The following is a 24255-nucleotide window of genomic DNA, read 5'->3' as shown; positions in this document are numbered from 1 at the left end:
GCGAGGCCCATGACCTCCATCGACCCCGCAGACTCCGGCTCGTGGCCCCTGTGGGAGGTGTTCATCCGCTCCTCCCGCGGACTCTCCCACGTCCACGCCGGCTCGCTGCACGCCCCGGACGCCACCATGGCGCTGCGCAACGCCCGGGACCTCTACACCCGGCGCAACGAGGGCACCTCGGTGTGGGTGGTGCCGGCCGAGGCAATCATGGCCTCCGACCCCGACTCCAAGGGCGGGTTCTTCGAGTCCCCGCAGGGCAAGAGCTACCGTCACGCCACCTACTACACGCAGTCGGAGGGGGTGAAGCACCTGTGAGCTTCGCATCCCACGACTCCGCCACGCGCCAGTCCCAGGGCGAGGCGATCACCCCGGAGGAGATCGCCGCCTCCGACGCCGTCGCCGACGAGGCCACCGCCCGCTACGCGATGATCCTCGGCGACGACGCCCTGATGCTCTCCCAGCGCCTCAGCTCCTGGATCTCCCGCGCCCCTGAGCTGGAGGAGGACGTCGCGCTGGCCAACATCGCCCTGGATCTGCTGGGACATGCCCGCTTCCTGCTCACCTATGCGGGCACCGCCTGGGGCAAGACCGAGGACGATCTGGCCTACTTCCGCGATGAGGAGGAGTTCCGCTCCTGCCGTCTCGTGGAGCAGGAGAACGGGGACTTCGGCCGCACGATCGCCCGCCAGCTGATCTTCAGCACCTATCAGCACCAGCTCTACAGCCGGCTGGTCCACTCCACCGACCCGACCCTGGCCGCCATCGCGGACAAGGCACTCAAGGAGGTCCAGTACCATCAGGACCATGCCGCCCAGTGGACCCTGAGGCTCGGACTGGGCACCGAGGAGTCCAGCCGCCGCATCCAGGACGGGCTGGACTCGCTGTGGTCCTACGTGGAGGAGCTGTTCCTCGACGTCGACCCGATCCCCGCACTGGGCGACGTCGCGGTCCTGCCCTCCAGCCTGCGCGAGGACACTCTGCACCGACTCCGGGAGACCATCGAGGCCGCCGGTCTCACCGTCCCGGAGATGTCCGGGGCCTACGGCTCGGACCGCACCGGACGGTTCTCCGAGCAGCGGGGCTACATCCTCGCCGAGATGCAGGTCCTCGCCCGGCAGCACCCCGGGGCGACCTGGTGAGCATCGCAGTCCGGACCCGTGCCGGCAGGACGGAGGACGACATGAGCACACGCTATAAGACATCTGACCCTCGCCAGGCCTCCCGCATCGTGGCCGAGACCATGATGGCCGGCCACCCGTCACTGGAGCCCATTGACCAGAGCACGAAGCCAGCCCTCGACGACGGCAGGGAACGCACCGTGTGGGAGGTCGCCGCCACGGTCAACGACCCGGAGATCCCTGTGCTCTCCATCGAGGACCTGGGCATCCTGCGCGAGGCCCGCCTCGACGAGGACGGGACCGCCGTCGTCGTGATCACTCCCACCTACTCCGGCTGCCCCGCCATGGACACCATCACCTCCGATGTCCGGGAAGCGCTGCGCACCGCCGGCCACGAGCGCGTCCGCGTGGACACGGTGCTGCAGCCGGCCTGGACCACCGATTGGATGACGGAGGCCGGGAAGGAGAAGCTGCGCGCCTACGGGATCGCTCCGCCCACGGGGCGGGCCGCCGTCGGCCCTGTGCGGGTCGGGCTGAGTGTGAAGTGCCCGCACTGCGACTCCCCGGACACACGCGAGATGACCCGTTTCAGCTCCACCGCCTGCAAGGCCCTCTACCAGTGCCGGCAGTGCCTGGAACCCTTCGACCACTTCAAGGTGCACTGATGCAGATCAAGACCACCAAGCGCCGCCGCGCGAAGTTCTCCACCCTCACCGTCTCCGAGGTGCGGCGGCTCACCCCCGACTCGGTGGAGGTCACCTTCGCCGTGCCGGAGGAGCTCCAGGACGACTTCGACTACGCGCCCGGCCAGTACGTGGCGCTGCGCGCCGAGATCGAGGGCCAGCAGATCCGACGCTCCTACTCGCTGTGTCAGGAGCCCACGCGCGGCGAGATCCGGATCGCCATCAAGCGCGACCTCGGCGGATCCTTCTCCACCTGGGCTAACGAGCACCTCTCCCCCGGTGACACGCTGCAGGTGATGAACCCCTCCGGGACCTTCGTGTCCAAGACCGCCATCACCTCGATGAACCGTCCCGAGGAGCTCGCCGCCGAGGCCGTTGCCGGCCGCCCCGATGTGCACCTGGTGGCCTTCGCCGCCGGCTCCGGGATCACCCCGATCATGGCGATCGCCCGCTCTGTGCTGGCCGCCTCGGACAGCTCGACCTTCGACCTGGTCTACGCCAACCGTTCCGCCGGCGACGTCATGTTCGCCGAGGAGCTGGGCGATCTGAAGGACCGCCACCCCTCCCGGCTGGCGATCCACCATGTGCTCAGCCGCGAGCAGCGCATCAACCCGCTGCTGACCGGCCGGATCGACGTCGAGAAGCTCGGCGACCTCCTGGACAAGGTGCTCCGTGTGCCCGAGACCGACGAATGGTTCCTCTGCGGACCCTTCGAGCTGGTCCAGCTGGTCCGCGACCAGCTGGCCGCCCGCGGCGTGCCGGAGGAGAAGGTCCGCTTCGAGCTGTTCACCACCGGCCGCCCGGACCGCCCCGAGGGACATCAGGGCCGCCGGGTGGAGCAGGAGGCCGACGGCGAGACCGTGGAGATCGAGTTCACCCTCGACGGGCTGACCGGCCAGGTGACCTCCCCGAAGGGATCCGGGGAGACCGTGCTCAATGCGGCGCTGCGCTCCCGCTCGGACGTGCCCTTCGCCTGCGCAGGCGGCGTCTGCGGCACCTGCCGGGCCAAGGTGGTGCGCGGGGAGTTTGAGATGGAGGAGAACTACGCCCTGGAGACCGATGAGCTCGAGGCCGGCTATGTGCTCACCTGCCAGACCCGTCCCACCGCGGAGAAGCTCGTGGTGGACTACGACGCCTGACACGGCCCCGATCCCACCCACCTGCCCGACCCAGACCCACCCAGACCCGCCCGCCCCGCCTGCTGACGTGCCGCTGAGGAGACGCCCTGTGATCCGCACCCACCTCGACGACGGCCTGGCCGAGATCGTCCTGGACGCCCCGAAGAAGCTGAACTCCCTGGACGAGGAGGCCTTGTCGGCACTGGACGAGGCCTACCGGCAGGCCGAGGAGGCCGGAGTGCGCGCGGTGCTGCTGCGCGGCGAGGGCAAGGGATTCTGCGCCGGGCGGGACATCTCCGGAGTGGACCCCGCCACCGACGACGCCCTGGGCTATCTGCAGGAGAAGGTCACCCCGGTGCTTCGCCGGATGGCGGACTTCCCCGCGCCGACCTTCGCCGCCGTGCAGGGCCCCTGCCTGGGGGTCGGGCTGGGGCTGGCCATCGCCACCGACGTCGTCTATGTGGCCCAGGACGCGAAGATCGGTTCCCCGTTCGCCGCGCTGGGCGCCACCCTGGACTCGGGCGGCCACGCCCTGTTCACCGAGCGGCTGGGGGCGCACCGTACCTTGGACCTGATCTACACCGGCGACCTGATGTCCGGAGCCGAGGCGGTGGCCTCCGGGCTGTTCTCTCGGTGCCTGCCGCCCGAGGAGCTGGTGGACTTCACCCGCGAGAAGGCCCGCCGGGCGGCCTCCGGCGCGACGCTGGCGTTCCGCGAGTCCAAGGCGCTGGTAGCCCGGGTGCGGGATGAGCGGATCGGGCTGTGGGAGTCCCTCGAGGAGGAGAACCGGGCCCAGGGGCGGGTCTGCGACTCCGCGGACTACGCCGAGGGCTTCGCGGCCTTCCAGCAGAAGCGGACCCCCACCTTCCGCGGCGAGTGACGCTCGGGAGTCAGCCCTCGTCAGTGTCCTCGTCAGTGTCCTCGTCAGTGTCGTCGTCCTGCCGGTGCTCCTGGACCGGGACGTCCTCGAACCTCCACGGGTCGAAGCCCTCACGGTCCTCCCATTCGGTCTCCACCGGGACGTCGATGGTCACCTTCTCGCTGGAGACCAGGGGCCAGACCACGGTGACGACTCCCCGGACACCTTCGGCCGCGCCGTAGTCACCGCCGAAGTACTGGTCCGCCATGGGCGAGTACCAGGGGAGGTCGTCGATGATGAACTCGCCGTCCTCGTCGACCCCGGAGACGAACCCCTGCCCGCTCATCTCCAGAGGGAAGACCCGGCTGTCACCGATCAGCAGGGTCACCGCATCGGCCTGTCCCCCGTCGGCCAGCGCATCGAGGTCATCCCGCTCGCCGCCGGGGCCGAAGCTGAACGGCCAGGCCAACGAGCCTGAGCTGTCGTGGCCGTCCGCATTCTGGGTGATCTCCACCGAGAGACGACCCACCAGCAGGCTGTCCACCTGATAGAGCTCCTCCACGGCGACCTCCGCGGATCGGCCGTCCTCCGCGGTGACCTCCAGGACGTCGTCGGCCGCACCCACCGGGCCCTGCGGCTCCGCCGGCTCGCCGATCTGCTCCAGGTCGCTGAGGTCCTCCAGGTCCGGGAGCTCGAAGCGCAGCTCCACGCGTCGGTTCTGCGCCCGCCCCTCCTCGGTCTCGTTGTCCGCCACCGGCTCCTGGAAGTTCCGGCCCTCCACGGTGATGTCGAAGCCGGAGAGGTCGGTGAGGTCGTCGAGCCGGTCATGGACGGACTCCGCACGCCGTTCCGAGAGCGCCTGGTTGTAGTCCTCGTCGAGCACGTCATCGGTGTGCCCGATGATGAACAGCTCACCGCCGTCGAGACGCTCCAGCTCCTCGGCTGCGGCCTGCAGTGCGGCCTCGGCGTCGTCATCGAGCTCGTGCTCGTCGACGTCGAAGAGCACGTCGGAGGCCATCGTCAAGGTGGCCTGGCCGTCGTCGTCGCGGATGGTCACGTCTCCGCCGTCACGCTCCCGATAGATGTCCGCCGGGAAGATCCGCGGCTCGATCCGCTCCGGCGGGTCCTCCAGATCCTCCAGCAGCGGGTAGGCCTCCAGCACCTCAGCGTCGAGGTCATCGGGATCCAGGACCTCCACGCCCTCCACGAGCCCGAAGTACGGCAACAACAGGGCCGCCTCCTCAAAACCGGTGTCTCCGAAGTAGGACACCCAGGTCCCACCCTGGTCCGGCAGGACCAGGTCACGGTCGAGCGCGAAGAGGTCCCAGACGTATTGGCCGTCCGAGCTGACCGTGGTGAGCTGGATGTCCATGGCCTCGGTGTCCACCAGACGCACCTCCACCGGGTTCTCGGTGTGGGATCTCAGCGTGTGGTCCAGATCGAGCGCGCCGTCCTCGCTGAGCAGGGTGAAGTCCATGCGCGAGGCCAGGAAGTCCTCGCCGTCGAAGGTGGTCCTCACCAGCGGGTAGACGGTGACCTGCGCCTCGACCTCCTGATCGTTGAGGAAGTCCCAGAGCGTGGTCTGGGCCGTGACGCCCATGCCGTCGGGAAGCTGATCCGCACCCGAGTCGATCACGACCTCGCCCTCGGCCTCCACCGTGGGCTCGTCAGTGGGCTCGTCAGTGGGCTCGTCAGTGGGCTCGTCAGTGGGCTCATCAGTGGGATCGTCGCCGGCGCCGTCCGCAGCGCCGTCCTCGTCCGCTCCCCCGTCCACGGTCGGATCGTCGCTGGTGGAGTCGAGGGTCTCCTGGGAGGCCGCCGGTTCGCCCAGCGGCACACAGCCTGAGGCCAGGAGGACCGCCAGCGCGGCCAGGGCGAGCGGGGTATGCGATCTGTGAGCCGAGGTCATCTCATCCGCCTTCCACGGGAACCGACCACTGGCGTTCACTATCGCAAATACATGTCTGGGTGTCAATGCTCACGGGACGACGGCGCGCGGCGCCGTTCGCGTCGGCGTCTCGCGGCCGTCTCAGTGGGCTGAGGCCGCGAACGCCTCCTCCACCGCGGCGGCGAGTCTCAACAAGGCCGTATCGGCGAATCGAGGGCCCTCGAGAAGCATGCCGACCGGCATGCCGTCGGCCGCACGACCCGCCGGGACGGAGATCATCGGCAGGCCCGCAGACGTTCCGGGGCCGGTGTTGCGGATCAACGTCTCGAACACCGGGACGTCCCGCCCGTTGTGGCGGAAGGTCTGATCCTCACCCAACAGAGGAGGAAGCGCCACAGCCGTCGGCGAGATGAGGGCCTCGACGTGTCGATCCCTGAACGCCGACGCATAGGCCCCGCGCAGCCGCCACACCATCCTCCGCGCCGTCTCATAGTCTTCGCGACTGACTGGGGCGGCGGACAGGTGCCTCAGCAGCCCTGCCACATCGGGAGAGTCGACGGAATCCGCCAGCTCTGCCAGGGCAGCCCCCGGGGTTCCGCCGGTGAAGATCGCATGCTGCTCTTGGAGCAGCTGTGCCGCTTCATAGAGCACGACCGTCATACCGCCCTCGGCTGCCGCCCGGAGGTCATCCCTGACGGAGACCTCGACGAGCGTCGCACCGGCGTCCTCCAGCCGCCCCAGTGCGGCCCGGGACAGAGCATCCACCTCCGGTGAGAGGTCGTCGAATCTACCGACTGGGACGCCGATCCTGCGACCTGCCAGCGGCCTGCTCCCCACCTCGGCCCCGGATTCGGACTCGGACTCGGACTCGGACTCGCGCGTGATGATCCCATCGAGGAGCTGGGCATCCGCCACGGTGGTCGTATGCAGCCCGACGGTGTCCCGGGTCCATGAGATGCGCAGGAGCCCATCGTCGGGGTAGCGCCCCGTCGTCGGTCGGAATCCGACGACACCGCAGAACGACGCGGGCAGGGTCACCGACGCACCGGTGTCGGTTCCCAGGCTGAACGGCACCACGCCGCTGGCGACCGCCGCCGCGCTGCCACCGCTGGAACCACCGGCCGTGCGAGTGCGATCCACGGGGTGGCGCACCGGCCCGAAATGTCCATTGTTGCTGGTCACGCCCAGTGCCAGTTCGTGCATGTTGGTCTTGCCCACGACCCAGGCACCGGCGTCGCGGAGCACACTGACGACGCTTGCATCATGACGCGGCACGTTGCCCTCGAACAGCCCGCTCCCCGCCGTCGTGGGCAGACCCTGCACGTCGATGTTGTCCTTGACGGCGAACGGGACTCCGGCGAGCTCGCCAGAACCCCCGTCGACGTCGGATTCCGCATCTCCCGCCTCAGACACCGGCTCGGACACCGGCTCGGACACCGCCAGGAACACACCCGCCGACGACGCCGCGTGCTCGGCCCGCGCCACGGACTCGCGCCGCAGCTGCGCCCGGGCGTCAGCGTCGGACCGGCCCCATCTCTGCAGAAACTGCTCCACTGCTGTCATCATGTCCTCCGCTCCTCAGGCCCAGTCCGGGTCCTTCTCCTTGGCCACACGGGTCAGCACGTCATAGGTGGCGACGATCTCGTCATGCTGGTTGTGCAGCACGGTGTCCCAGCGGACCTCGCCGTAGTCGTCGGTCTCGCGAGGGATGATCTGCTTGGCGGTCAGCGTCACGCGGATGGAGTCGTCATAGGTCACCGGAGTCTGGAAGGACAGGTTCTCCAGGCCCGTGTTGGCCAGCACCGGCCCCGGCGCCGGCTCCACGAACAGCCCGGCGGCCCAGGAGACCAGCAGGTACCCGTGGGCCACCCGGCGCGGGAAGAACGGGTTGGCCGTCGCCGCCTCCTCATCCGTGTGCGCGTAGAAGGTGTCCCCGGTGGACTCGGCGAAGGCCAGGATGTCCTCCAGGCTCACCGTCCGCAGCCCCGAGGCGAACTGGTCGCCGATCCGCAGCTCGGCCAGGGACTTCCGGAACGGGTGGACGGCCTCGCCGGAGGCCACCGTCTCCGGGGTGGCCGTGTTCGCCCGTGCGCCGCGGTGCCACACCCCGGTGACCCCGGTGAGCAGATCCGGCGAGCCCTGGACGGCGGTGCGCTGCATGTAGTGCTTCACCGCCCGCACTCCACCGAGCTCCTCCCCGCCGCCGGCGCGGCCGGGCCCGCCGTGGACCAGGTGCGGCAGCGGCGAGCCGTGACCGGTGGAGGTCTTGGCGTCGTCGCGGTCCAGGAACAGCACGCGTCCGTGGTGGGAACCGATGCCGCGGGCGAAGGCCGCCGCGGTCTGCGGGTCGTGGGTGCAGACGGTCGCCACCAGGGAGCCGCCGCCCAGCGCCGCCAGTTCGACGGCGTCGTCGACGTCCGCATAGCCCAGCACGGAGGTGACCGGCCCGAAGGCTTCCACGGCGTGCACCTCGGGAGTGCGGGCGTCGTCGAAGGACAGCACGGTGGGTGGGAAGAACGCGCCGGCCTCGGCATCGGCGGTGCCGACGTCGCCCTCGGGTCCCCCCAGGCAGAGGGTTCCCCCGGCTCTCAGCAGGGTCTGCACGGCACGGCCCACTTCGGCCTGCTGGTCCTTCGAAGCCAGTGCCCCGACGGTGGTGGCCTCGTCGCGCGGGTCGCCGAGGACCACGCGAGACTCCAGCCGGCTCCGCAGCGCCTCGACCACGGCGTCCACATGCTCGCTGGGCACGATGGTCCGCCGCACGGCGGTGCACTTCTGCCCGGCCTTGGCGGTCATCTCCAGGGTCACCGACTTGATGAAGGCGTCGAACTCGGGGGTCCCCGGCCCGGCGTCAGGGCCCAGGATGGCCGCATTGAGCGAGTCGGTCTCGGCGGTGAAGCGGACGCCGCCCTCCTGGACGTTGCGGTGGGAGCGGAGCATCTGCGCCGTGGCCGCCGACCCGGTGAAGGCCACGTGGTCGCGATGGTCCAGGTGGTCGAGCAGATCCCGGGCGGAGCCGGAGATCAGCTGGATCGCGCCGTCGGGCACCAGCCCGGACTCCAGCATCAGCCGCACGCAGGCCTGCGTGACGTAGGCGGTCTGGCTGGCAGGCTTGACGATGGTCGGCACTCCGGCGATGAAGCTGGGCCCGAGTTTCTCGAGCATGCCCCACACCGGGAAGTTGAAGGCGTTGATCTGCACGGCGGCGCCGGTGAGCCGGGTGTAGATGTGCTCGCCGAGGAAGGATCCGTCCCGGGAGAGCTGCTCGACGTCGCCGTCGATGATGACGTTGGTGTTCGGCAGCTCCTTGCGCCCCTTGGAGGAGAACACGCGCAGGGTGCCGATGCCGCCGTCGACGTCGATCAGATGATCACGGCGCGTGGCGCCGGTGCGGTCGGAGAGCGCGTAGAGCTCCTCCTTGTGCTCGTCCAGGTAGCCGGCGATGTGCTTCAGGCGCAGCGCGCGCTGGTGGATGGTCATCTCGCCCAGCCCGGCCTGCCCGACGCTGCGGGCATGCTCGACGGCGGCACGGGTGTCGAGGCCGTCGGTGGAGATGCGGCACACCGGCTCTCCGGTGGAGGCGTCGTGGACCTCGGCGACCTTCTGCGGGTCCTCCGGCGTCCACCAGGAGTCCTGGATGTAGCTGGGCAGCAGGTCGACGACGGCGGCCTCGGCGGTGGGGGCTGTGGCGGTCATGGCGTCCTCTCGACGGCGGCGTAACTGACCGAACGGTCGGTAATCATGATCATACTAACGTGATCGCGGCCACTTTTCGAGGGGCAGTCGATGCGGACCGAGACCCCATCCACCGAGACGGGGCCTCAGCCCTCCGGCGCCACGGCATGCCGATGCTCGGCGTGATCGTCGAAGATCAAGGCGGTCTGCGTGGACTGCACACAGGACAGTGACTGGATCCGCTCGAAGATCACCCGGCGCAGCTCCTCCACCGTGCGCGTGCGGACCAGCAGCACGGCGTCGTACTGCCCGCCCACCAGGGCCAGGTGCCGCACCGCCGGCTCGTCGGCGAGCGCCGAGCGCAGCACCTCCCAGTCATCCTGCTTGAGCGTGAGGAACACATAGGCCGCCGTCGCGAGGCCCGCGGCGCGGGGATCGATGACTGCCGTATAGCCACGGAGCACCCCGGCCTCGCGAAGCCGCGCGATGCGCTCATAGGCGTTGGCCCGAGACAGGTGGAGCTCCTGGGCGATGCTGGTGACCGATTTCCGCGCATCCGCACTCAGCGCAGCCAGGATGCGATGGTCGACGGCATCCAGCGGCCGCATGCTCGACGAAGTGGTGTCCGGCAGACTGCTCATATCGCTGGACGATACCACCGTCAGAACCAGCCATCGAGGACAGATCGTCCAGCCGACAGCCCGCCGAGTGAGACGACGTCTTGGATGTCCGGCAGAGCTGGAGACCTCGCCATGAGCTGGGTCACACTCGAAGCATCACCCGTGATGCACCGATGCCGCGACCCCCGCGCCGGCGACACCTTCGAGGAGGCTGACAGCCATGACCCCCGGCACAGCACCAGCCGACGAGACCACCCCCACCGGGGAGGCCTCGTCGCACGCGCAGCAGCCCGACCAGGCCGCCGACGACGGACCGCGAGCCGGAGCCGGGTCCACGAGCACCGACGTGGACCCGCGCTTCGCCCCGGAGGTCCCGGGCCATGAGAAGGCCGAACAGGCCACCCATATCTGGGAGACGAGCCGCCGCTTCGGCATCACGCCCGAGCAGTACATGCTCCCGGCCGGCCAGCAGATCCGCATGCTGGCCCCCGACGGCACCCTGATCCCGGAGGATGAGCAGGGCACCAGCCCCGGCCACGAGTACCCCCTGCCGGAGGACGAGGCCCTGCTGGCAGCCTATGAGGCCCTGGTGGTCGGCCGCCGGATGAACGACCAGAACTACGCCCTGGTCCGGCAGGGCCGCCTGGCCGTCTACCCCTCCTCCCACGGGCAGGAGGCCTGCCAGGTGGGCGCCGCTCTCGCCCTGGGCGACGGCGACTGGATGTTCCCCACCTACCGGGACACGGTCGCGGTGATCACCCGCGGCGTCGACCCGCTGGAGGTCATGGTCTCCTTCCGCGGCGACTGGCACTGCGGATACGACCCGCACCAGTACCAGGTCTCCGCACTCTCCACCCCGCTGACCACCCAGCTGCTGCACGCGGTCGGCGTCGCCCACGCCGCGAAGCTGCGCGGCGAGGACACCGTGGTGCTGGCCATGTGCGGCGACGGCGCCACCAGTGAGGGCGACTTCCACGAAGCGCTGAACTTCGCCGCCGTCTTCGAGGTCCCGGTGGTGTTCTTCGTGCAGAACAACGGGTATGCGATCTCGGTGCCGCTGTCGCACCAGTCGGCCGCGCCCTCCCTCGCGCACAAGGCCATCGGCTACGGCATGGCGGGCGAACAGGTGGACGGCAACGACATGGTCGCCGTACTGGCGACCCTCCGCCGCGCCGTCGACCTGGCCCGGGAGCATTCCATGCCGCTGCTGCTGGAAGCCACCACCTACCGGATGCAGGCCCACACCAACGCCGACGACGACACCCGCTACCGGGACGCGGATGAGGTGGAGCTGTGGAAGGAGCGCGATCCGCTGCTGCGGATGAAGCGGTTCCTCTCCGGCAAGGGCGTGCTCGACGACGCCGTCGAGTCCCGCATCAGCGCCACGGCCGAGGAGGTGGCCGCCTCCCTGCGCCAGGCGATGACCACCGAGCCGGCCATGGACCCGCTGGAGATCTTCGATCACGTCTACTCCGCCCCCACCGCCCAGCTGCGCGAGCAGCGCGCCCAGCTGGCCGACGAGCTCGAGCGCAGCCAGGAGGACTGACCATGGCCACCACCACAGAGACCACCAGCACCGCCGAGACTTCCCCCGCCTCCGCCGCGGGCGGCACCTCGCCCACCGGAGTGAAGGCCACCACCTTCGCCGCGGCGCTGAACACCGCCATGTCCGACGCCATGGAGCACGACGACGCCGTCTGCGTCTTCGGCGAGGACGTGGGCACCCTCGGCGGCGTCTTCCGCATCACCGACGGGCTGACCCAGCGCTTCGGCGAGAACCGCTGCTTCGACACCCCGCTGGCCGAGTCCGGGATCGCCGGCATGGCCACTGGCATGGCGATCAACGGCATGAAGCCGGTGATCGAGATGCAGTTCGACGCCTTCGCATACCCGGCGCTGGAGCAGATCTTCAGCCACATCGCCAAGCTGGCCAACCGTACTCGCGGCCACGTGCGCCTGCCGATGGTGATCCGGGTGCCCTACGGCGGCGGAGTCGGCGGCGTGGAGCACCACTGCGACTCCTCGGAGGCGTACTACGCCCACACCCCCGGCCTGAAGGTCTACACCCCGGCCACCGTGGCGGATGCCTACCTCATGCTGCGGGAGGCCATCGACTCCCCCGACCCCGTGGTCTTCTTCGAGCCGAAGAAGCTCTACTGGACCAAGGAGCAGGTCGACCTGGCCGCGCTGCGCCGCCGGTATGAGTCTGGCGCCGCGGACGCCGGGGTGGGCACCGAGGGCCGCGCCGTCGTCGTCCGCGAGGGCTCCGACGTCTCCCTGATCAGCTACGGGCCCTCCGTCTCCGTGGCGCTGAAGGCCGCACAGGCCGCCGCCGAGGAGGGCATCTCCGCCGAGGTCCTGGACCTGCGCAGCATCGTGCCCTTCGACGACGACGCGCTGACCGCCACCGTGGAGAAGACCGGCCGCGCCGTGGTGATCGCCGAGCCGCAGGGTTTCGTCTCGGTGGCCGGTGAGATCGTGGCCCGCATCCAGGAGCGCTGCTTCCACTCCCTCTCCTCCCCGGTGCGGCGGGTCACCGGTTTCGACATCCCGTATCCGTCGCCGAAGCTCGAGGAGCACCACCTGCCCAGCGTGGACCGGATCCTGGACACCCTCGATGAACTGCAGTGGGAGGACTGAGATGACCACCTTCGACCTGCCCGACCTGGGCGAAGGCCTGACCGAGGCCACCCTGCTGAGCTGGCTCGTGGACGAGGGCGACATGATCGAGGTCGACCAGCCGATCGCCGAAGTGGAGACTGCGAAGTCGTCCATCGAGGTCCCCTCCCCCTACGCCGGAATCGTGGTGCGCCTGCACGGCGCGGTCGGCGAGACGCTGATCGTGGACGAACCGCTGATCACCGTGGACACCGACGGCGGCGGCGGGTTCGACGACGCCGCCGGGCCGAGCGCGGCCGCAGTCTCCTCCGCGGGTGCGCTGAGCTACCGCGAGGAGGAGCGGGCCGGGACTGCGGTCCCCGCCGACGGCGGCGGGGAGGAGACCCTTCAGGACACGGGCGACGAAGGCTCTGGGAACGTGCTGATCGGCTACGGCACCTCCGCCTCAGCCGGCGCCCGCCGTCGTCGCCGTCGCGCCGGTGGCTCGAGCCAGTCGCCCGCCGGCCACCGCGCTGGGAGCGCACTCGCCGTGGCGGAACGTCCCGCGCAGAAGGCACCGCGGGTCTCTTCTCCGCTGGTCCGCAGACTGGCCCGGGAGCATTCCGTCCCGCTGACCGGCCTGACGGGCACGGGCCCGGACGGGCTGATCGTCCGCGCCGATGTGCTGGCCGCCGCGGAGTCGCGCGGCGCGGCGCCCGCCCAGGACCAGCAGACTGCTCAGGCGCCGGCGTCGGCTGGCCCGGTGCCGACGGGCTCTGTGTCGGCCTCGCCGTCCCTGCCGGCTCCCGGCGGGCTCGAGATCCGCGAGCGGGTCGCTGTGACCGGCATCCGCAAGGCCGTGGCCACCACGCTCTCCCGCTCCCGCCGGGAGATCCCGGAGGCCACCGTGTGGCAGGACGTGGACGCCACCGAGCTGCTGGCGCTGCGGGCCCGCCTGAAGCGTCAGGCGGAGGCCGAAGGCTCCTCCGCGCCCTCACTGCTCGCACTCATCGGCCGGTTCGTGCTGGCCGGGCTGTCCCGCCACCCGGAGCTGGCCACCCGGGTGGACACCCGGGAGGACGGTGAGCAGGAGATCGTCCACTTCGACGGGGTGAACCTGGGCTTCGCCGCCCAGACCGACACCGGACTGGTGGTGCCGGTGGTCCGGCATGCCGAGCGACTCTCCGCCCGTGAGCTGCACGGCGAGATCGGCCGACTCGTGGGGGCCGCCCGCGACGGCTCCATCTCCGGCAAGGAGCTCACCGGCGGCACGTTCACGGTGAACAACTACGGGGTCTTCGGCTCCGACGGGGCCACTCCGATCATCAACCACCCGGAGGTCGCGATCCTGGGGATCGGACGCATCCTGGACCGCCCCTGGGCGGTGGACGGGGAGCTGACGGTGCGCAGCATCACCACGCTCACCCTGGCCTTCGACCACCGGGTCTGCGACGGCGGCACCGCCGGAGGGTTCCTCGACTTCGTGGCACGCTGCGTAGAGGACCCCACCACAGCCCTGGCAGATCTCTGAGCCGCTCCCCACCGCCCGGACCCCACAGAGCCGGTCCCACTGAGCCGGTCCCACTGAGCCGGTCCCTCGGACCGCCCGCAGGATCACTCGCACCCTGCACGACGGCCGGGACACGGCCCACCTCCGCGTGACTCCACGCAGCGGTGGCCGCGTCCCGGCCGTCTCGTCAGAATCCTTCACCTGGACGCTGTCTCCATCGAGGAGTCACTTTCCCTCACGCCACAGGCCGGGTGACGCGCGTCAGCCCTCCCCGATGTGCGGGAGAATGACTCCTCGAGGCCAACCGCATCGAGCCGAGCCGCAGCACCTCACCCAGGCACGCGCGCGAGCAGGCGATCCACCGCCCACAGCAGGCACGCCAGCAGCAGATACCCGCCCAGGATGGCGCCGACGTACACCCCGACCCCGGCGTAGCCCATCCCGGGGACGTCGAGGATGTCATAGGGGTACCAGTCGATCAGCGGCCCTCGTCCGAGGGTGACGGCCAGCCAGCCCAACGGCACCAGCAGGGACAGCGCCACCACCTTGCCGGTGATGACTCCTCGCGGCCCGACCAGCAGCCAGACGGCCGGCACCAGGATCGGCACGATGACATGCAGCACCGTGTCATTGACCCACCGCACCCCGGTGAGCACGTCCGGGCCCCGCAGGAGCAGGTTGAACACCACTCCGGTGATGATCACGCTCACCACCCCGCAGAGCCGCAGGGCATGGAAGACCATGGAGGTCCGAGGCACCCGAACCGCCAGCATCGCCGAGGTCAGGCAGGCCAGGAACCCGGAGAGCACCGTGAAGTAGGCGGGCTGGTTGAGGGTGTGCTCCCACCCGGCCGCGAATCCTCCGTGATAGCCGACCCCGACGGGCAGGCTGGTCTCCGTGGTCCACCCCAGGTGCACCGAGGTCACCAGGCCCACGGCACACAGGGCCGCGACGACGGCGTGCAGGCCCCGCGCCGTCGTCGACTCCTCCCACCGGCCAGGGCCGAAGGGTCGCGGCTCCGCTGCGTCCTGGCGTGCGCTCAGGGCACCTCCTGTGTGCTAGTCACCGGCCACGTCAGGGAGTCCACGGCAGGACATCCGGATCAGGAGGGCCGACGGGTCAGTCCTGAGGGTAGTCGTAGAAGCCCTTGCCGGTCTTCCTCCCGAGCTCTCCACGGGCCACCATGTCCCGCATCAGCTGCGGCGGGGCGAAGCGCTCCCCCAGCTGGGACTCGAGGTACTCGGCGATCCCGAGCCGCACGTCCAGGCCCACGATGTCGGTCAGCGCGAGGGGACCGATCGGGAACTTGTAGCCCAGCACCATGGCGTTGTCGATGTCCTGCGGGCTCGCCACGCCCTCCTCCACCATCCGGATGGCTTCGAGTCCGATCGCGACCCCCAGCCGGGAGGAGGCGAAGCCCGGAGCGTCGTTCACCACCACCGGCGTCTTGCCCAGCGCCTGTACCCACTGCGGGCTGCGGCGAGTCAGCTCCTCGCCAGTGGTCTCGGCGAGCACCACCTCCACGAGCTTGGAGGCCGGCACAGGGTTGAAGAAGTGCAGTCCGCAGAATCGCTCGGGACGCTGGAGGTGCTCGGCCAGTCCGGTCACGGACAGGGAGCTGGTGTTGGTGGCCAGCCACGCCTCCGCGGAGAGCTGCTGCTCCGCCCGGCGCAGGGAGGAGGTCTTCAGCGCCATGTCCTCCGGCACAGCCTCGATGACCAGCCCGCAGCGGGCGAAGGCGGTCACGTCGTCGGTGGAGGTGAGCTTCGCCGTCCAGTCGGTCAGCTCGCCGCTGATCTTGCCGCGGTCCAGGGAGGCGGCGACGTCGGCCTCGATGCGCCCACGGGCGGCCTCCGCCGCCTCCGCAGAGACGTCGACGACGACGACCTCCTCGGCTCCGGAGATGAGGAACGCGTGGGCGATGCCTCCGCCCATGCGCCCTCCCCCCAGGACGCCGACGACGTCGGGGAGGGTGGCGTCTCGGGCGGGCTCAACGGTCTGTGGGGTGCTCATGCGTCGTCTCCGGTGTTCTTCTCGGCGGCCTGGCGTCGCTTCCGATCCAGGAAGGCCTGCATGCGGTCGAACTTCGCCTCGGACTCGAAGAGGATCGCCTGGGCGAGGTTGTCGATCTGCGGGTGGGCCTCCCGCGGCATGTGGAAGACCTGCTTGGAGATCCGTACCGCCAGCGGGTCCTGCCTCGCGATCCGATCGGCGAGCGCATCGGCGGCCTCCAGCAGCTCCTCCGCCGGGTGCACGGCGTTGAGGAGCCCATGGGCCAGAGCCTCCTCGGCGTCGAGGATGCGCCCAGCCAGCAGGATCTCCTTGGCCATCGCTTCCCCGGCGAGCTCGCGCAGCCGCCACAGGGCCCCGGCGGCGGGGATGATGCCCAGTCCGGTCTCCGGCTGGCCGATCCTCAGCTCACGCGTGCCGAGTCGGAAGTCGGCGGCCCAGGCGAGCTCGGCCCCGCCGCCGAGGGCGTAGCCGTCCAGGGCGGCGATGACCGGCATGGGGAGTTTGGCGAGGCGGTCGAAGGCAGTGGAGTTGACCCCGCGCAGGGCGTCGTCGCGGCGGCGTGCACGCAGCTGGCCGATGTCGGCTCCGGAGGCGAAGACTCCCGGCCGGCCGGCCTGCGGGTCCGGGTCGGTGCCGGAGAGGATGAGGATCTTCGGGTGGTGCTCCAGGTGGGCGCAGAGCGCGTGGAGCTCGTCGACCATGGTCGCGTCGATGGCGTTGCGGACCTCGGGCCGGTCGAGTCGGGCGTGGAGGCGGTCCTCGGCCTCGGTGATGCGCAGGGTAGTGAAGGCGGCGGCGTCGAGCCGGGGTCCGTTCTGGTCGGAGGAGTGCGGCGCAGGGGTCTCAGTCATGGTCACACCGCCTCCAGCAGCATCGCCGACCCCTGACCGACTCCCACACACATGCTGGCCAGGCCGCGGCGGGCGCCTTCGTCCTCCATGCGGCGGGCCAGGGTGAGCACGATGCGCGCCCCGGAGGAGCCCAGCGGGTGGCCCAGGGCGATCGCGCCGCCGTCGGCGTTGACCAGTGCGGGGTCCAGGCCCAGGCGTCGGATGCAGGCCAGGGACTGGGTGGCGAAGGCCTCGTTGAGCTCCACGGCCTCCACCGTGCCGATGTCCCAGCCGGCACGCTTGAGGGCCTTGGTGCTGGCCGGCACGGGCCCCATGCCCATGATCTCGGGGGCCAGGCCGGCGTTGGCCCCGCCGGCGATCCGCGCCCGGGGGGTGAGCCCGTACTGTTCGACGGCGGCTTCGGAGGCGACGATGACGGCGGAGGCTCCGTCGTTCAGGGACGAGGAGTTGCCGGCGGTGACCACGTCGCCGCCGCCCACCACCGGTCGCAGACCGGCCAGGTCCTCCATGCTGGTGCCGGGCCGGGGCCCTTCATCGGTGTCGACGACGGTCACCGCGCCTTTGCGCCCGGGGACCTCCACGGGAGTGATCTCGCGGGCCAGCCGGCCGGCGTCGACGGCGGCGGCCGCCCGACGCTGGGACTCCACCGCGAAGGCGTCGGCCTCCTCCCGGGTGACGCCTTCGACGCGGGCGACCTCCTCGGCGGTCTCCGGCATGGAGTAGGTCCGTTTGTCGATGGTGAGGAACGTCGGGTTCACGAAGCGCCAGCCGATGGAGGTGTCGACGATCTCCCCGGGCTTGCCGAAGCCGCGGGTGGGTTTGGCCATCACCCAGGGGGCCCGCGACATGGATTCCACTCCCCCGGCGACGACGAGGTCCGCGGCACCGGCGGCGATCATGTGGTGCGCCTGAGCGATGGCGCTCATCCCGGAGGCGCACAGCCGGTTGACGGTGATGCCCGGGACGGTCTCGGGGAACCCGGCCAGCAGCCAGGCCATGCGGGCCACATTGCGGTTCTCCTCGCCCGCGCCGTTGGCGTTGCCGAGGATGACCTCATCCACGGCGGCGGGGTCGATGCCGGCGTCCTCGACGACGGTGCGCACCACCAGGGCGGCGAGGTCGTCGGGCCGGACGGAGGACAGCGCGCCGCCGTAGCGGCCGACGGGCGTGCGTGTCCCGGAGACGAGGAAGGCGGGGGTGGTCACGGGGTTCCTCCGACTGTCGGTGAGGGCTGCAGGGCGGCGGCAGGTCGCCGGACCGGAATTACTGACCGATCGTTCACCTGAACACTCTTCCACGCCCGGGCTGTGAGGTCAATCACCAGATGGTCGCCTGCACTGCACCCAGCGGGTCGCCCGCCCGTCAGGGCGGTCGACTGGCTAGGGTGAGGTGAGCCACGTCACTCAGGGATCACCCCTCCCCTGTCACTGACGCCTCAGTCTCACCATCAAGGAGGATGCCGTGAACGCTGCCCCCTCAGGCCAGAAGCCCAGCGCGGGAGGCGGAGCCCTGCTCGGCCCCGTCATGCGACCGCTGAACGCGTTGGTCGAGAAGCTGATCCCTTCTGCCCTGGTCTTCGCGATCGGGCTGACCGTCATCGTCGCGGTGCTCGCCCTGCTGCTCACCGACGCCGGCCCGGTGCAGGTGGTCGAGGAATGGGGCCTCGGTCTGGCGGGTCTGCTGGAGTTCATGACGCAGATCGCGCTGATCCTGTTCCTGGGCTACATCCTGGCCAGCACCCGTCCGGTCCGCGCCCTGCTGCGCCGGCTGGCCCAGGTCCCGCGGACCCCCATGCAGGCCTACCTGTTCGTGTTCCTGATCGCCGCCCTGGCTTCGCTGATCACCTGGGGGCTGGGACTCGTGGTGGGCGGTCTGATGGCCCGGGAGGTCGCCGAGCAGGCCCGCCGTCGGGAGATGCCGGTGCACTTCCCGATGCTGGTGGCCGCCGGGTTCTCCGGCTTCGTGGTGTGGCACATGGGGTACTCGGCCTCCGGACCGCTGACCGCCGCCACGCCGGACTCCTTCGTGGCCGATGTCCTCGGCGAGCCGCTGTCCATCGCGGAGACGGTGTTCTCCAGCTGGAACCTGATCGCCGCCGCGGTGACGATCCTCGTGGTCGCCGGCGCGCTCACGCTCATCGCGCCCCGCAATCCCCACGACGTCGTCCCGCTGGGAGTGGACGCGCGCCTGAAGGACACGGAGGTCGACGACGCCGTCGTCACTCCGGCCGACCGCGTGGACGCCAGCCGCATTCCCACGATGCTGGTGGGGCTCATGCTGGTCGGCTACCTGGCCATCCACTTCTCCGGCGGAGGCGGGCTGACCCTGGACATCGTCAACTGGAGCTTCCTGACGCTGATCATGCTGCTGGTGCGCAGCCCCTTCGAGCTGCTGGCGCTGACCAAGGAGGCCGCCGCGAATGTCGGCGACATCCTGCTGCAGTTCCCGCTCTACGCCGGGATCCTGGGCATCATGGCCGGCACCGGGCTGATGCAGGTGTTCTCCGAAGCGTTCGTGGCGATCTCCACGGACCAGACCTTCGCGCTGTGGGCATTCCTCTCGGCCGGGATCGTGAACTTCTTCGTCCCCTCCGGCGGCGGGCAGATCGCCGTGCAGGCGCCGATCCTGCTGGAGGCGGCCGAGTCCCTGGGCACCGATCCGGCAGTGGCGATCATGGCGGTGGCCTACGGCGACCAGTGGACGAACATGATCCAGCCGTTCTGGGCGCTGCCGCTGCTGGCCATCGCCGGGCTGAAGATGCGCGACATCCTCGGCTACACCACGATCGTGCTCATCGCCTCCGGACTCGTCTTCGGCGCGACGCTGCTGATCGTGTCCTGAGCTCCCCCACCACCCTGAACTCGACTCGGAAGGTCCTATGACATCCCACCCCACCGCTCTGACACCCACCGCAGCCCTGCTGACGGCCGCCGGCGTCGCCGTCGCGCTGCTCGCCGCCTGCTCCCCGGCTTCTGAGGCCGACGTCGACGCTGGTGCCGACGCTTCTGCGGAGGACAGCACCGAGGGCAGCACTGAGGGCAGCACTGAGCAGGCCGCCCCACCGGCCGTCGAGGACACCTCTCGGCTGGACTAGGTCCTCGACGCCGGCTCGCTGGCGGTGTGCACCACCGGCGACTACCCGCCCTTCACCGAACTCGACGAGGAGACCGGCGAGTACACCGGCATCGACGTCGACATGGCTCGGGACCTCGCCGAGCACCTCGCGGTGGAGATCGACTGGGTGCAGACCACCTGGGACGACCTCATGGACGACTATCTGGCCGAATGCGACATCGCCGTCGGCGGCATCTCGATCAACACGGCGCGGTCCGAGCAGGTGTTCTTCTCCGCACCGCTGATGGAGGACGGCAAGACCCCGATCACGCGCTGTGAGAACGTGGACGAGTACCGCACGATCGAGCAGATCAACGACCCTGACGTCACCTCGATCATGCCCAGCGGCGGGACCAACGAGATCTTCGCCCAGGAGCACTACCCCGACGGGGACCTGGTCACCCATGACAATCTGACGATCTTCGACCAGATCGTCGACGGCGAGGCCGACGTCATGACCACCGACCGCTCCGAGGTGCTGTGGATCGCCCACGAGTATGACGAGCTCTGCGCTGTGAATCCGGACGAGCCCTTCGACTACTTCGAGAAGGCCTATATGCTTCCGCGCGGCGACACCGTGATGAAGCACTATGTGGACCAGTGGCTGACCATGGCCCTGAACGACGGCACCTACGAGGAGATCACGGAACCCTGGTTCGGCGACGACGTCGACCTGTGAGAGCGGGCCGTGGGCCTGGCACACCGCCCCGAGCGGCGGCTCACCTGCTGGCGGTGGCAGAGCCTGCGCTCATCGACCCCGCGGTGCCATCGCTGTGAGCGCGAGCTCCCCGGACTCCACCCGCCGGCGGTGCGAACGTGCCATGACCACCGCGATGAGCGGACCGAAGAACGGCAGCGTGAACGCCAGCAGTCCCAGCACCAGCTTCCACCCGGGGGCCAGGCCAGGGCAGCGGAAGATCTCGACCAGCGCCCAGACGAGCAGGGCGAGCGTCAGGAGCCCTGCTCCGCTGGCCACGGCCTCAAACCCGGCCGGAACCAGCGGGGTGGCGGACAGGAGCACCAGCGCGTCAGCAGTCATGACCCCCACGGTACTCCCTCAGAACGCGTTGAGCTGGTGCGTTCCCGCCCGAATGACGCTCGACAGCGCCTGATTCCGGTGGAAACGCACCAGCTCAACGGTGACGGAGTGCGCCTACTGCAGCATCGTCTTGTCGTCGACGACGGCGCCCTTGAGCTTGCCGAACTCGGCCAGCAGGTCCTCCGGGGTCATCTGAGACTTCCGCTCAGCATCGACGTCGAGGATGATCCGACCCTCGTGCATCATGATCAGCCGGTTGCCCACCTCCAAGGCTTGGACCATGTTGTGGGTGACCATCAGGGTGGTCAGCCCCTTCTCCTCCACCACGGAGCGGGTGAGCCGGGTGACCAGCTCCGCCCGCTGCGGGTCCAGGGCGGCGGTGTGCTCGTCCAGCAGCAGCACCCGGGGGTCGGAGTAGGTGGCCATGAGCAGGCTCAGCGCCTGCCGCTGCCCGCCGGAGAGCAGCCCGACCTTGGTCTTGAGACGCTTCTCCAGGCCCAGCTCCAGCTGGGTCAGCGCCTCGGCGAACCGCTCGCGCTTCGCCTTGGTCACGCCCCGGGCCAGGCCGCGCATCTTGCCGCGACGGTCGGCCAGGGAGAGGTTCTCCTCGATGGTGAGGTTCGGGGCGGTGCCGGCCATGGGGTCCTGGAAGACCCGGCCCACCTTCGCCGCGCGCTGGTGCTCCTTGAGGCGGCTGACGTCCTTGCCGTCGAGGGCGACGACGCCGTCGTCCTGGATGATCCGGCCGGCCACGGTGTTCAGCAGGGTGGACTTTCCAGCGCCGTTGGAGCCGATCACGGTGACGAAGTCGCCCTCGCCCATCTCGAGGTCCACGTCCACCAGGGCCCGACGCTCGTTGACGGTGCCGGGGAAGAACGTCTTGGACACGGAGGTGATGCTCAACATGTCAGGCTCCCTTCTTGCCGGCGCCGGCAGCGGCGTCGGAGGTCAGCGTGGCCTCGGCGGCGGCGCTCAGTGCTGAGCGTCCCTTGCGACGGCGGGTGAGCTTGGCGAAGCCCTTCCACTGCGGCAGCAGCAGGGCGGCCACCACCAGCACCGCGGACATCAGCTTCATGTCGTTCGGGTTCAGTCCCACGTTGAGGGCCAGCTGGATGGCCAGGCGGTAGATCACGGCGCCCAGGACGACCGCCAGGGTCGCCTGGAAGACCGTGCGGGTGCCGAAGATCGCCTGACCGACGATCACCGAGGCCAGGCCCACCAGGATCAGACCGATGCCCATGCCGATGTCGGCGAAGCCCTGATGCTGGGCCACCACGGCGCCGGAGATTCCGACCAGCCCGTTGGAGAGCATCAGTCCGGTGATCTTCTGCCGGTCGGTGGAGACCGCGAAGGAGCGGATCATCTGCTCGTTGTCACCGGTGGCCTGCAGTGCCAGACCGTTGTCCGTGTGGAGGTACCAGTCCATGACGAGCTTGAAGATCACCGCTGCCGCGGCGAGCACCAGCACGGAGGTCCAGCCGACCCCGGCCACGGAGCGCAGCGCGCTGATCATGGTGTCCTGCCCCAGCAGGGGCACATTGGCCCCGCCCATGATGCGCAGGTTGATCGAATAGAGCCCGATCATGGTCAGGATGCCGGCCAGCAGGCCGTTGATGTTGCCCTTGGTGTGCAGCAGCCCGGTGATCAGGCCGGCCAGGCAGCCGACGACGAACGCCGCCGCCGTCGCCAGGAAGGGGTTGACCCCGTTGGTGATCAGGATCGCCGCCGTCGCCGCGCCCGAGGTGAACGAACCGTCCACCGTCAGGTCCGGGAAGTTCAGGATCCTGAAGGTCAGGTAGACGCCCAGGGCCATGATCGCGTAGATCAGCCCGAGCTCAAGTGCTGTGATCATCTGTCCTCATCCGCCGTCGTCGGCCGGGTTCCGCCCGACGACGTCTCCACGTCCGCCCAGGGAACGGGCACCGGCTCGGCCTGGTGGGCCAGGCCGATGCCCGTCCTGGATTCTGTCTCTGGGTGATCCTACGCGTGCGTGATCAGCGTCAGGGTCACTCGTCGTCCTCGTCGACGTCGTCCTCAGCGTCCTCGTCCGAGTCCTCGTCGGAATCCTCGTCGGCGTCCTCGTCGGCGTCCTCGTCGCCGTCCTCGGGGTCCAGCTCCTCGAGGTCCTCGCCGACCACACCGTCGGCCCGATCGAGCAGCTCGTCGTCGAGCTCGATGCCCATCTGCTCGGCGGCCTCCGGGTTGACGACCAGCTCGAGGACCTCACCGGTCTCCACGGGCATCTCGGCCGGGTCCTCGCCATCCTGAAGGATCCGCAGCGCCATCTCCCCGGCCTGGCGGCCCAGGTTCTCGTAGTTGATGCCATAGGTGGCCAGCGCCCCGCGCTGCACCGAGTCGCCCTCTGCCGCGATGACGGGGATCTGGTTCTGGTGCGCGTACTGCAGCACCGACTCCAGAGCCGAGACGACGGCGTTGTCGGTGGGCACGTAGATCGCGTCCACACTCAACGACTCCACGCCCTGCTGGACCTCCGCGGAGTTCGAGACGGTGGCCTCGTGGATCTCCAGACCCAGCTCCTCGGCGGCCTCGTGCGCCAGCTCCACCTGGACGGCCGCGTTGACCTCGCCGGAGGAGTAGACGATGCCGACGGACTCGACGTCCGGGGCGATCTCCTGGAGCAGCTCCAGCTGGTCGGCCACCGGGTTCATGTCCGAGGCGCCGGTGACGTTGCCGCCCGGGGCGTCCCAGTCGTCCACCAGGCCGGCCTCCTGCGGCTCGGTCACCGAGGAGAAGACGATCGGGATGTCGGTGATGGACTGGGCGGCCGCCTGGGCGGTGGGGGTGGCGATCGCGTGGACCAGGTCGTGGCCTGCGGTGGCGAAGGTGCCGGCGATGTTGGTGGCGGTGGCCTGATCGTTCTGGGCGTTCTGCTCGTCCCAGTCCACCTCGACGCCGGCGTCCTCGAAGGCCGCCTTGAAGCCCTCGCGGGCGGCGTCCAGGGACGGGTGGGAGACGATCTGGGTGATGCCGATGGAGTAGCTGTCGCCGTCGTCGCCGCCGTCGTCCTCTCCCTCGCCGCCGCCGTCGCAGGCGGTGAGCAGCAGAGCGGCGGCGGCCGTGGCGGCCGAGAGCCTCAGAATGGTGCTGTGGTGTCGCATGGGGGTTCTCCTCATCTGTGGTGCGGATCAGTCATCAGCGCTGGTGAGCG

Annotated in this window: 23 protein-coding genes; 11 read left to right on the top strand and 12 right to left on the bottom strand. The window is 69.9% G+C overall.

Annotated elements, in window-relative coordinates; translation table 11 throughout:
* Positions 1-9 precede the first annotated feature (9 nt).
* From paaB to Q7C18_RS13185, 5 genes are all read left to right on the top strand, one after another.
* On the top strand, positions 10-315 hold the full coding sequence (gene paaB, locus Q7C18_RS13205; RefSeq protein WP_070158946.1) for a 1,2-phenylacetyl-CoA epoxidase subunit PaaB: 306 nt from the start codon (positions 10-12) through the stop codon (positions 313-315).
* Complete coding sequence (gene paaC, locus Q7C18_RS13200; protein ID WP_311025774.1) at positions 312-1139, top strand: 1,2-phenylacetyl-CoA epoxidase subunit PaaC; 828 nt, start codon at positions 312-314, stop codon at positions 1137-1139. The genes paaB and paaC overlap by 4 nt, the downstream gene beginning before the upstream one ends.
* Positions 1140-1180: 41 nt before the next feature.
* Entirely contained in the window at positions 1181-1783 is a 603-nt protein-coding gene (gene paaD, locus Q7C18_RS13195) for a 1,2-phenylacetyl-CoA epoxidase subunit PaaD (protein ID WP_311025773.1), read from the top strand.
* Positions 1783-2940: a 1,2-phenylacetyl-CoA epoxidase subunit PaaE gene (gene paaE, locus Q7C18_RS13190; protein WP_070158944.1), complete on the top strand. Its 1158-nt coding sequence runs from the start codon at positions 1783-1785 to the stop codon at positions 2938-2940. The genes paaD and paaE overlap by 1 nt, the downstream gene beginning before the upstream one ends.
* An 88-nt stretch (positions 2941-3028) precedes the next feature.
* The gene (locus Q7C18_RS13185; protein WP_311025772.1) at positions 3029-3799 is read left to right on the top strand and encodes an enoyl-CoA hydratase-related protein; all 771 of its coding nucleotides are present in this window, start codon (positions 3029-3031) and stop codon (positions 3797-3799) included.
* Positions 3800-3809: 10 nt separating this feature from the next.
* Here Q7C18_RS13185 and Q7C18_RS13180 read toward each other — a convergent pair whose 3' ends face one another.
* From Q7C18_RS13180 to Q7C18_RS13165, 4 genes are all read right to left on the bottom strand, one after another.
* A complete protein-coding gene (locus Q7C18_RS13180; RefSeq protein WP_311025771.1) occupies positions 3810-5687 on the bottom strand; it encodes an OmpA family protein in 1878 nt (625 codons plus the stop codon).
* Between the two features lie 120 nt (positions 5688-5807).
* The gene (locus Q7C18_RS13175; protein WP_311025770.1) at positions 5808-7232 is read right to left on the bottom strand and encodes an amidase family protein; all 1425 of its coding nucleotides are present in this window, start codon (positions 7230-7232) and stop codon (positions 5808-5810) included.
* A 12-nt stretch (positions 7233-7244) separates the two neighbouring features.
* The gene (gene paaZ / locus Q7C18_RS13170; protein ID WP_311025769.1) at positions 7245-9362 is read right to left on the bottom strand and encodes a phenylacetic acid degradation bifunctional protein PaaZ; all 2118 of its coding nucleotides are present in this window, start codon (positions 9360-9362) and stop codon (positions 7245-7247) included.
* A gap of 125 nt (positions 9363-9487) precedes the next feature.
* Positions 9488-9982, bottom strand: coding sequence for an Lrp/AsnC family transcriptional regulator (locus Q7C18_RS13165; protein ID WP_311025768.1), 495 nt, complete (start codon positions 9980-9982; stop codon positions 9488-9490).
* Positions 9983-10181: 199 nt separating this feature from the next.
* On the opposite strand from Q7C18_RS13165, the gene pdhA reads away from it, so the two are divergent.
* The 3 genes from pdhA to Q7C18_RS13150 are packed head-to-tail and all read left to right on the top strand — an operon-like array spanning position 10182 to position 14090.
* Positions 10182-11507 carry a pyruvate dehydrogenase (acetyl-transferring) E1 component subunit alpha gene (gene pdhA, locus Q7C18_RS13160; RefSeq protein WP_311025767.1) on the top strand — a complete coding sequence of 442 codons (1326 nt, stop codon included), beginning with the start codon at positions 10182-10184 and terminating at the stop codon, positions 11505-11507.
* 2 nt (positions 11508-11509) lie between these two features.
* Positions 11510-12601: a transketolase C-terminal domain-containing protein gene (locus Q7C18_RS13155; RefSeq protein WP_311025766.1), complete on the top strand. Its 1092-nt coding sequence runs from the start codon at positions 11510-11512 to the stop codon at positions 12599-12601.
* 1 nt (position 12602) lies between these two features.
* The gene (locus Q7C18_RS13150; protein WP_311025765.1) at positions 12603-14090 is read left to right on the top strand and encodes a dihydrolipoamide acetyltransferase family protein; all 1488 of its coding nucleotides are present in this window, start codon (positions 12603-12605) and stop codon (positions 14088-14090) included.
* Between the two features lie 308 nt (positions 14091-14398).
* On the opposite strand, the gene Q7C18_RS13145 is transcribed toward Q7C18_RS13150, so the two are convergent.
* The 4 genes from Q7C18_RS13145 to Q7C18_RS13130 form a co-directional block, all read right to left on the bottom strand.
* Positions 14399-14995, bottom strand: a complete 597-nt coding sequence (locus Q7C18_RS13145) for a Pr6Pr family membrane protein (protein ID WP_311025764.1) — start codon at positions 14993-14995, stop codon at positions 14399-14401.
* Between the two features lie 193 nt (positions 14996-15188).
* The gene (locus tag Q7C18_RS13140; protein ID WP_311025763.1) at positions 15189-16082 is read right to left on the bottom strand and encodes a 3-hydroxyacyl-CoA dehydrogenase family protein; all 894 of its coding nucleotides are present in this window, start codon (positions 16080-16082) and stop codon (positions 15189-15191) included.
* A complete protein-coding gene (locus Q7C18_RS13135) occupies positions 16079-16933 on the bottom strand; it encodes an enoyl-CoA hydratase/isomerase family protein (protein WP_311025762.1) in 855 nt (284 codons plus the stop codon). The genes Q7C18_RS13140 and Q7C18_RS13135 overlap by 4 nt, the downstream gene beginning before the upstream one ends.
* Before the next feature lie 2 nt (positions 16934-16935).
* Complete coding sequence (locus Q7C18_RS13130) at positions 16936-18138, bottom strand: acetyl-CoA C-acyltransferase (RefSeq protein ID WP_311025761.1); 1203 nt, start codon at positions 18136-18138, stop codon at positions 16936-16938.
* Between the two features lie 319 nt (positions 18139-18457).
* Here Q7C18_RS13130 and Q7C18_RS13125 point away from each other — a divergent pair, with 319 nt between their 5' ends.
* Genes Q7C18_RS13125 through Q7C18_RS13115 form a run of 3 tightly spaced genes read left to right on the top strand, consistent with a single transcriptional unit; the run spans position 18458 to position 20726 of the window.
* Positions 18458-19774: a TIGR00366 family protein gene (locus Q7C18_RS13125; RefSeq protein ID WP_311025785.1), complete on the top strand. Its 1317-nt coding sequence runs from the start codon at positions 18458-18460 to the stop codon at positions 19772-19774.
* Positions 19775-19811: 37 nt separating this feature from the next.
* On the top strand, positions 19812-20027 hold the full coding sequence (locus Q7C18_RS13120) for a hypothetical protein (RefSeq protein WP_311025760.1): 216 nt from the start codon (positions 19812-19814) through the stop codon (positions 20025-20027).
* A gap of 24 nt (positions 20028-20051) precedes the next feature.
* On the top strand, positions 20052-20726 hold the full coding sequence (locus tag Q7C18_RS13115) for a transporter substrate-binding domain-containing protein (protein ID WP_311025759.1): 675 nt from the start codon (positions 20052-20054) through the stop codon (positions 20724-20726).
* 69 nt (positions 20727-20795) lie between these two features.
* On the opposite strand, the gene Q7C18_RS13110 is transcribed toward Q7C18_RS13115, so the two are convergent.
* The 4 genes from Q7C18_RS13110 to Q7C18_RS13095 all read right to left on the bottom strand — a co-directional run bounded on the left by Q7C18_RS13110 (position 20796) and on the right by Q7C18_RS13095 (position 24205).
* Entirely contained in the window at positions 20796-21086 is a 291-nt protein-coding gene (locus Q7C18_RS13110) for a hypothetical protein (protein WP_311025758.1), read from the bottom strand.
* A gap of 114 nt (positions 21087-21200) precedes the next feature.
* Positions 21201-21992, bottom strand: a complete 792-nt coding sequence (locus Q7C18_RS13105; protein ID WP_311025757.1) for an ABC transporter ATP-binding protein — start codon at positions 21990-21992, stop codon at positions 21201-21203.
* A 1-nt stretch (position 21993) separates the two neighbouring features.
* Positions 21994-22938 carry an ABC transporter permease gene (locus Q7C18_RS13100; RefSeq protein ID WP_311025756.1) on the bottom strand — a complete coding sequence of 315 codons (945 nt, stop codon included), beginning with the start codon at positions 22936-22938 and terminating at the stop codon, positions 21994-21996.
* A gap of 154 nt (positions 22939-23092) precedes the next feature.
* On the bottom strand, positions 23093-24205 hold the full coding sequence (locus tag Q7C18_RS13095) for an ABC transporter substrate-binding protein (RefSeq protein WP_311025755.1): 1113 nt from the start codon (positions 24203-24205) through the stop codon (positions 23093-23095).
* Positions 24206-24255 lie beyond the last annotated feature (50 nt).

It is taken from the genome of Nesterenkonia sp. CL21, assembly GCF_031705515.1.
Taxonomy (GTDB): Bacteria; Actinomycetota; Actinomycetes; order Actinomycetales; family Micrococcaceae; genus Nesterenkonia; species Nesterenkonia aethiopica.
This window is presented reverse-complemented; position numbering and strand designations above follow the sequence as displayed.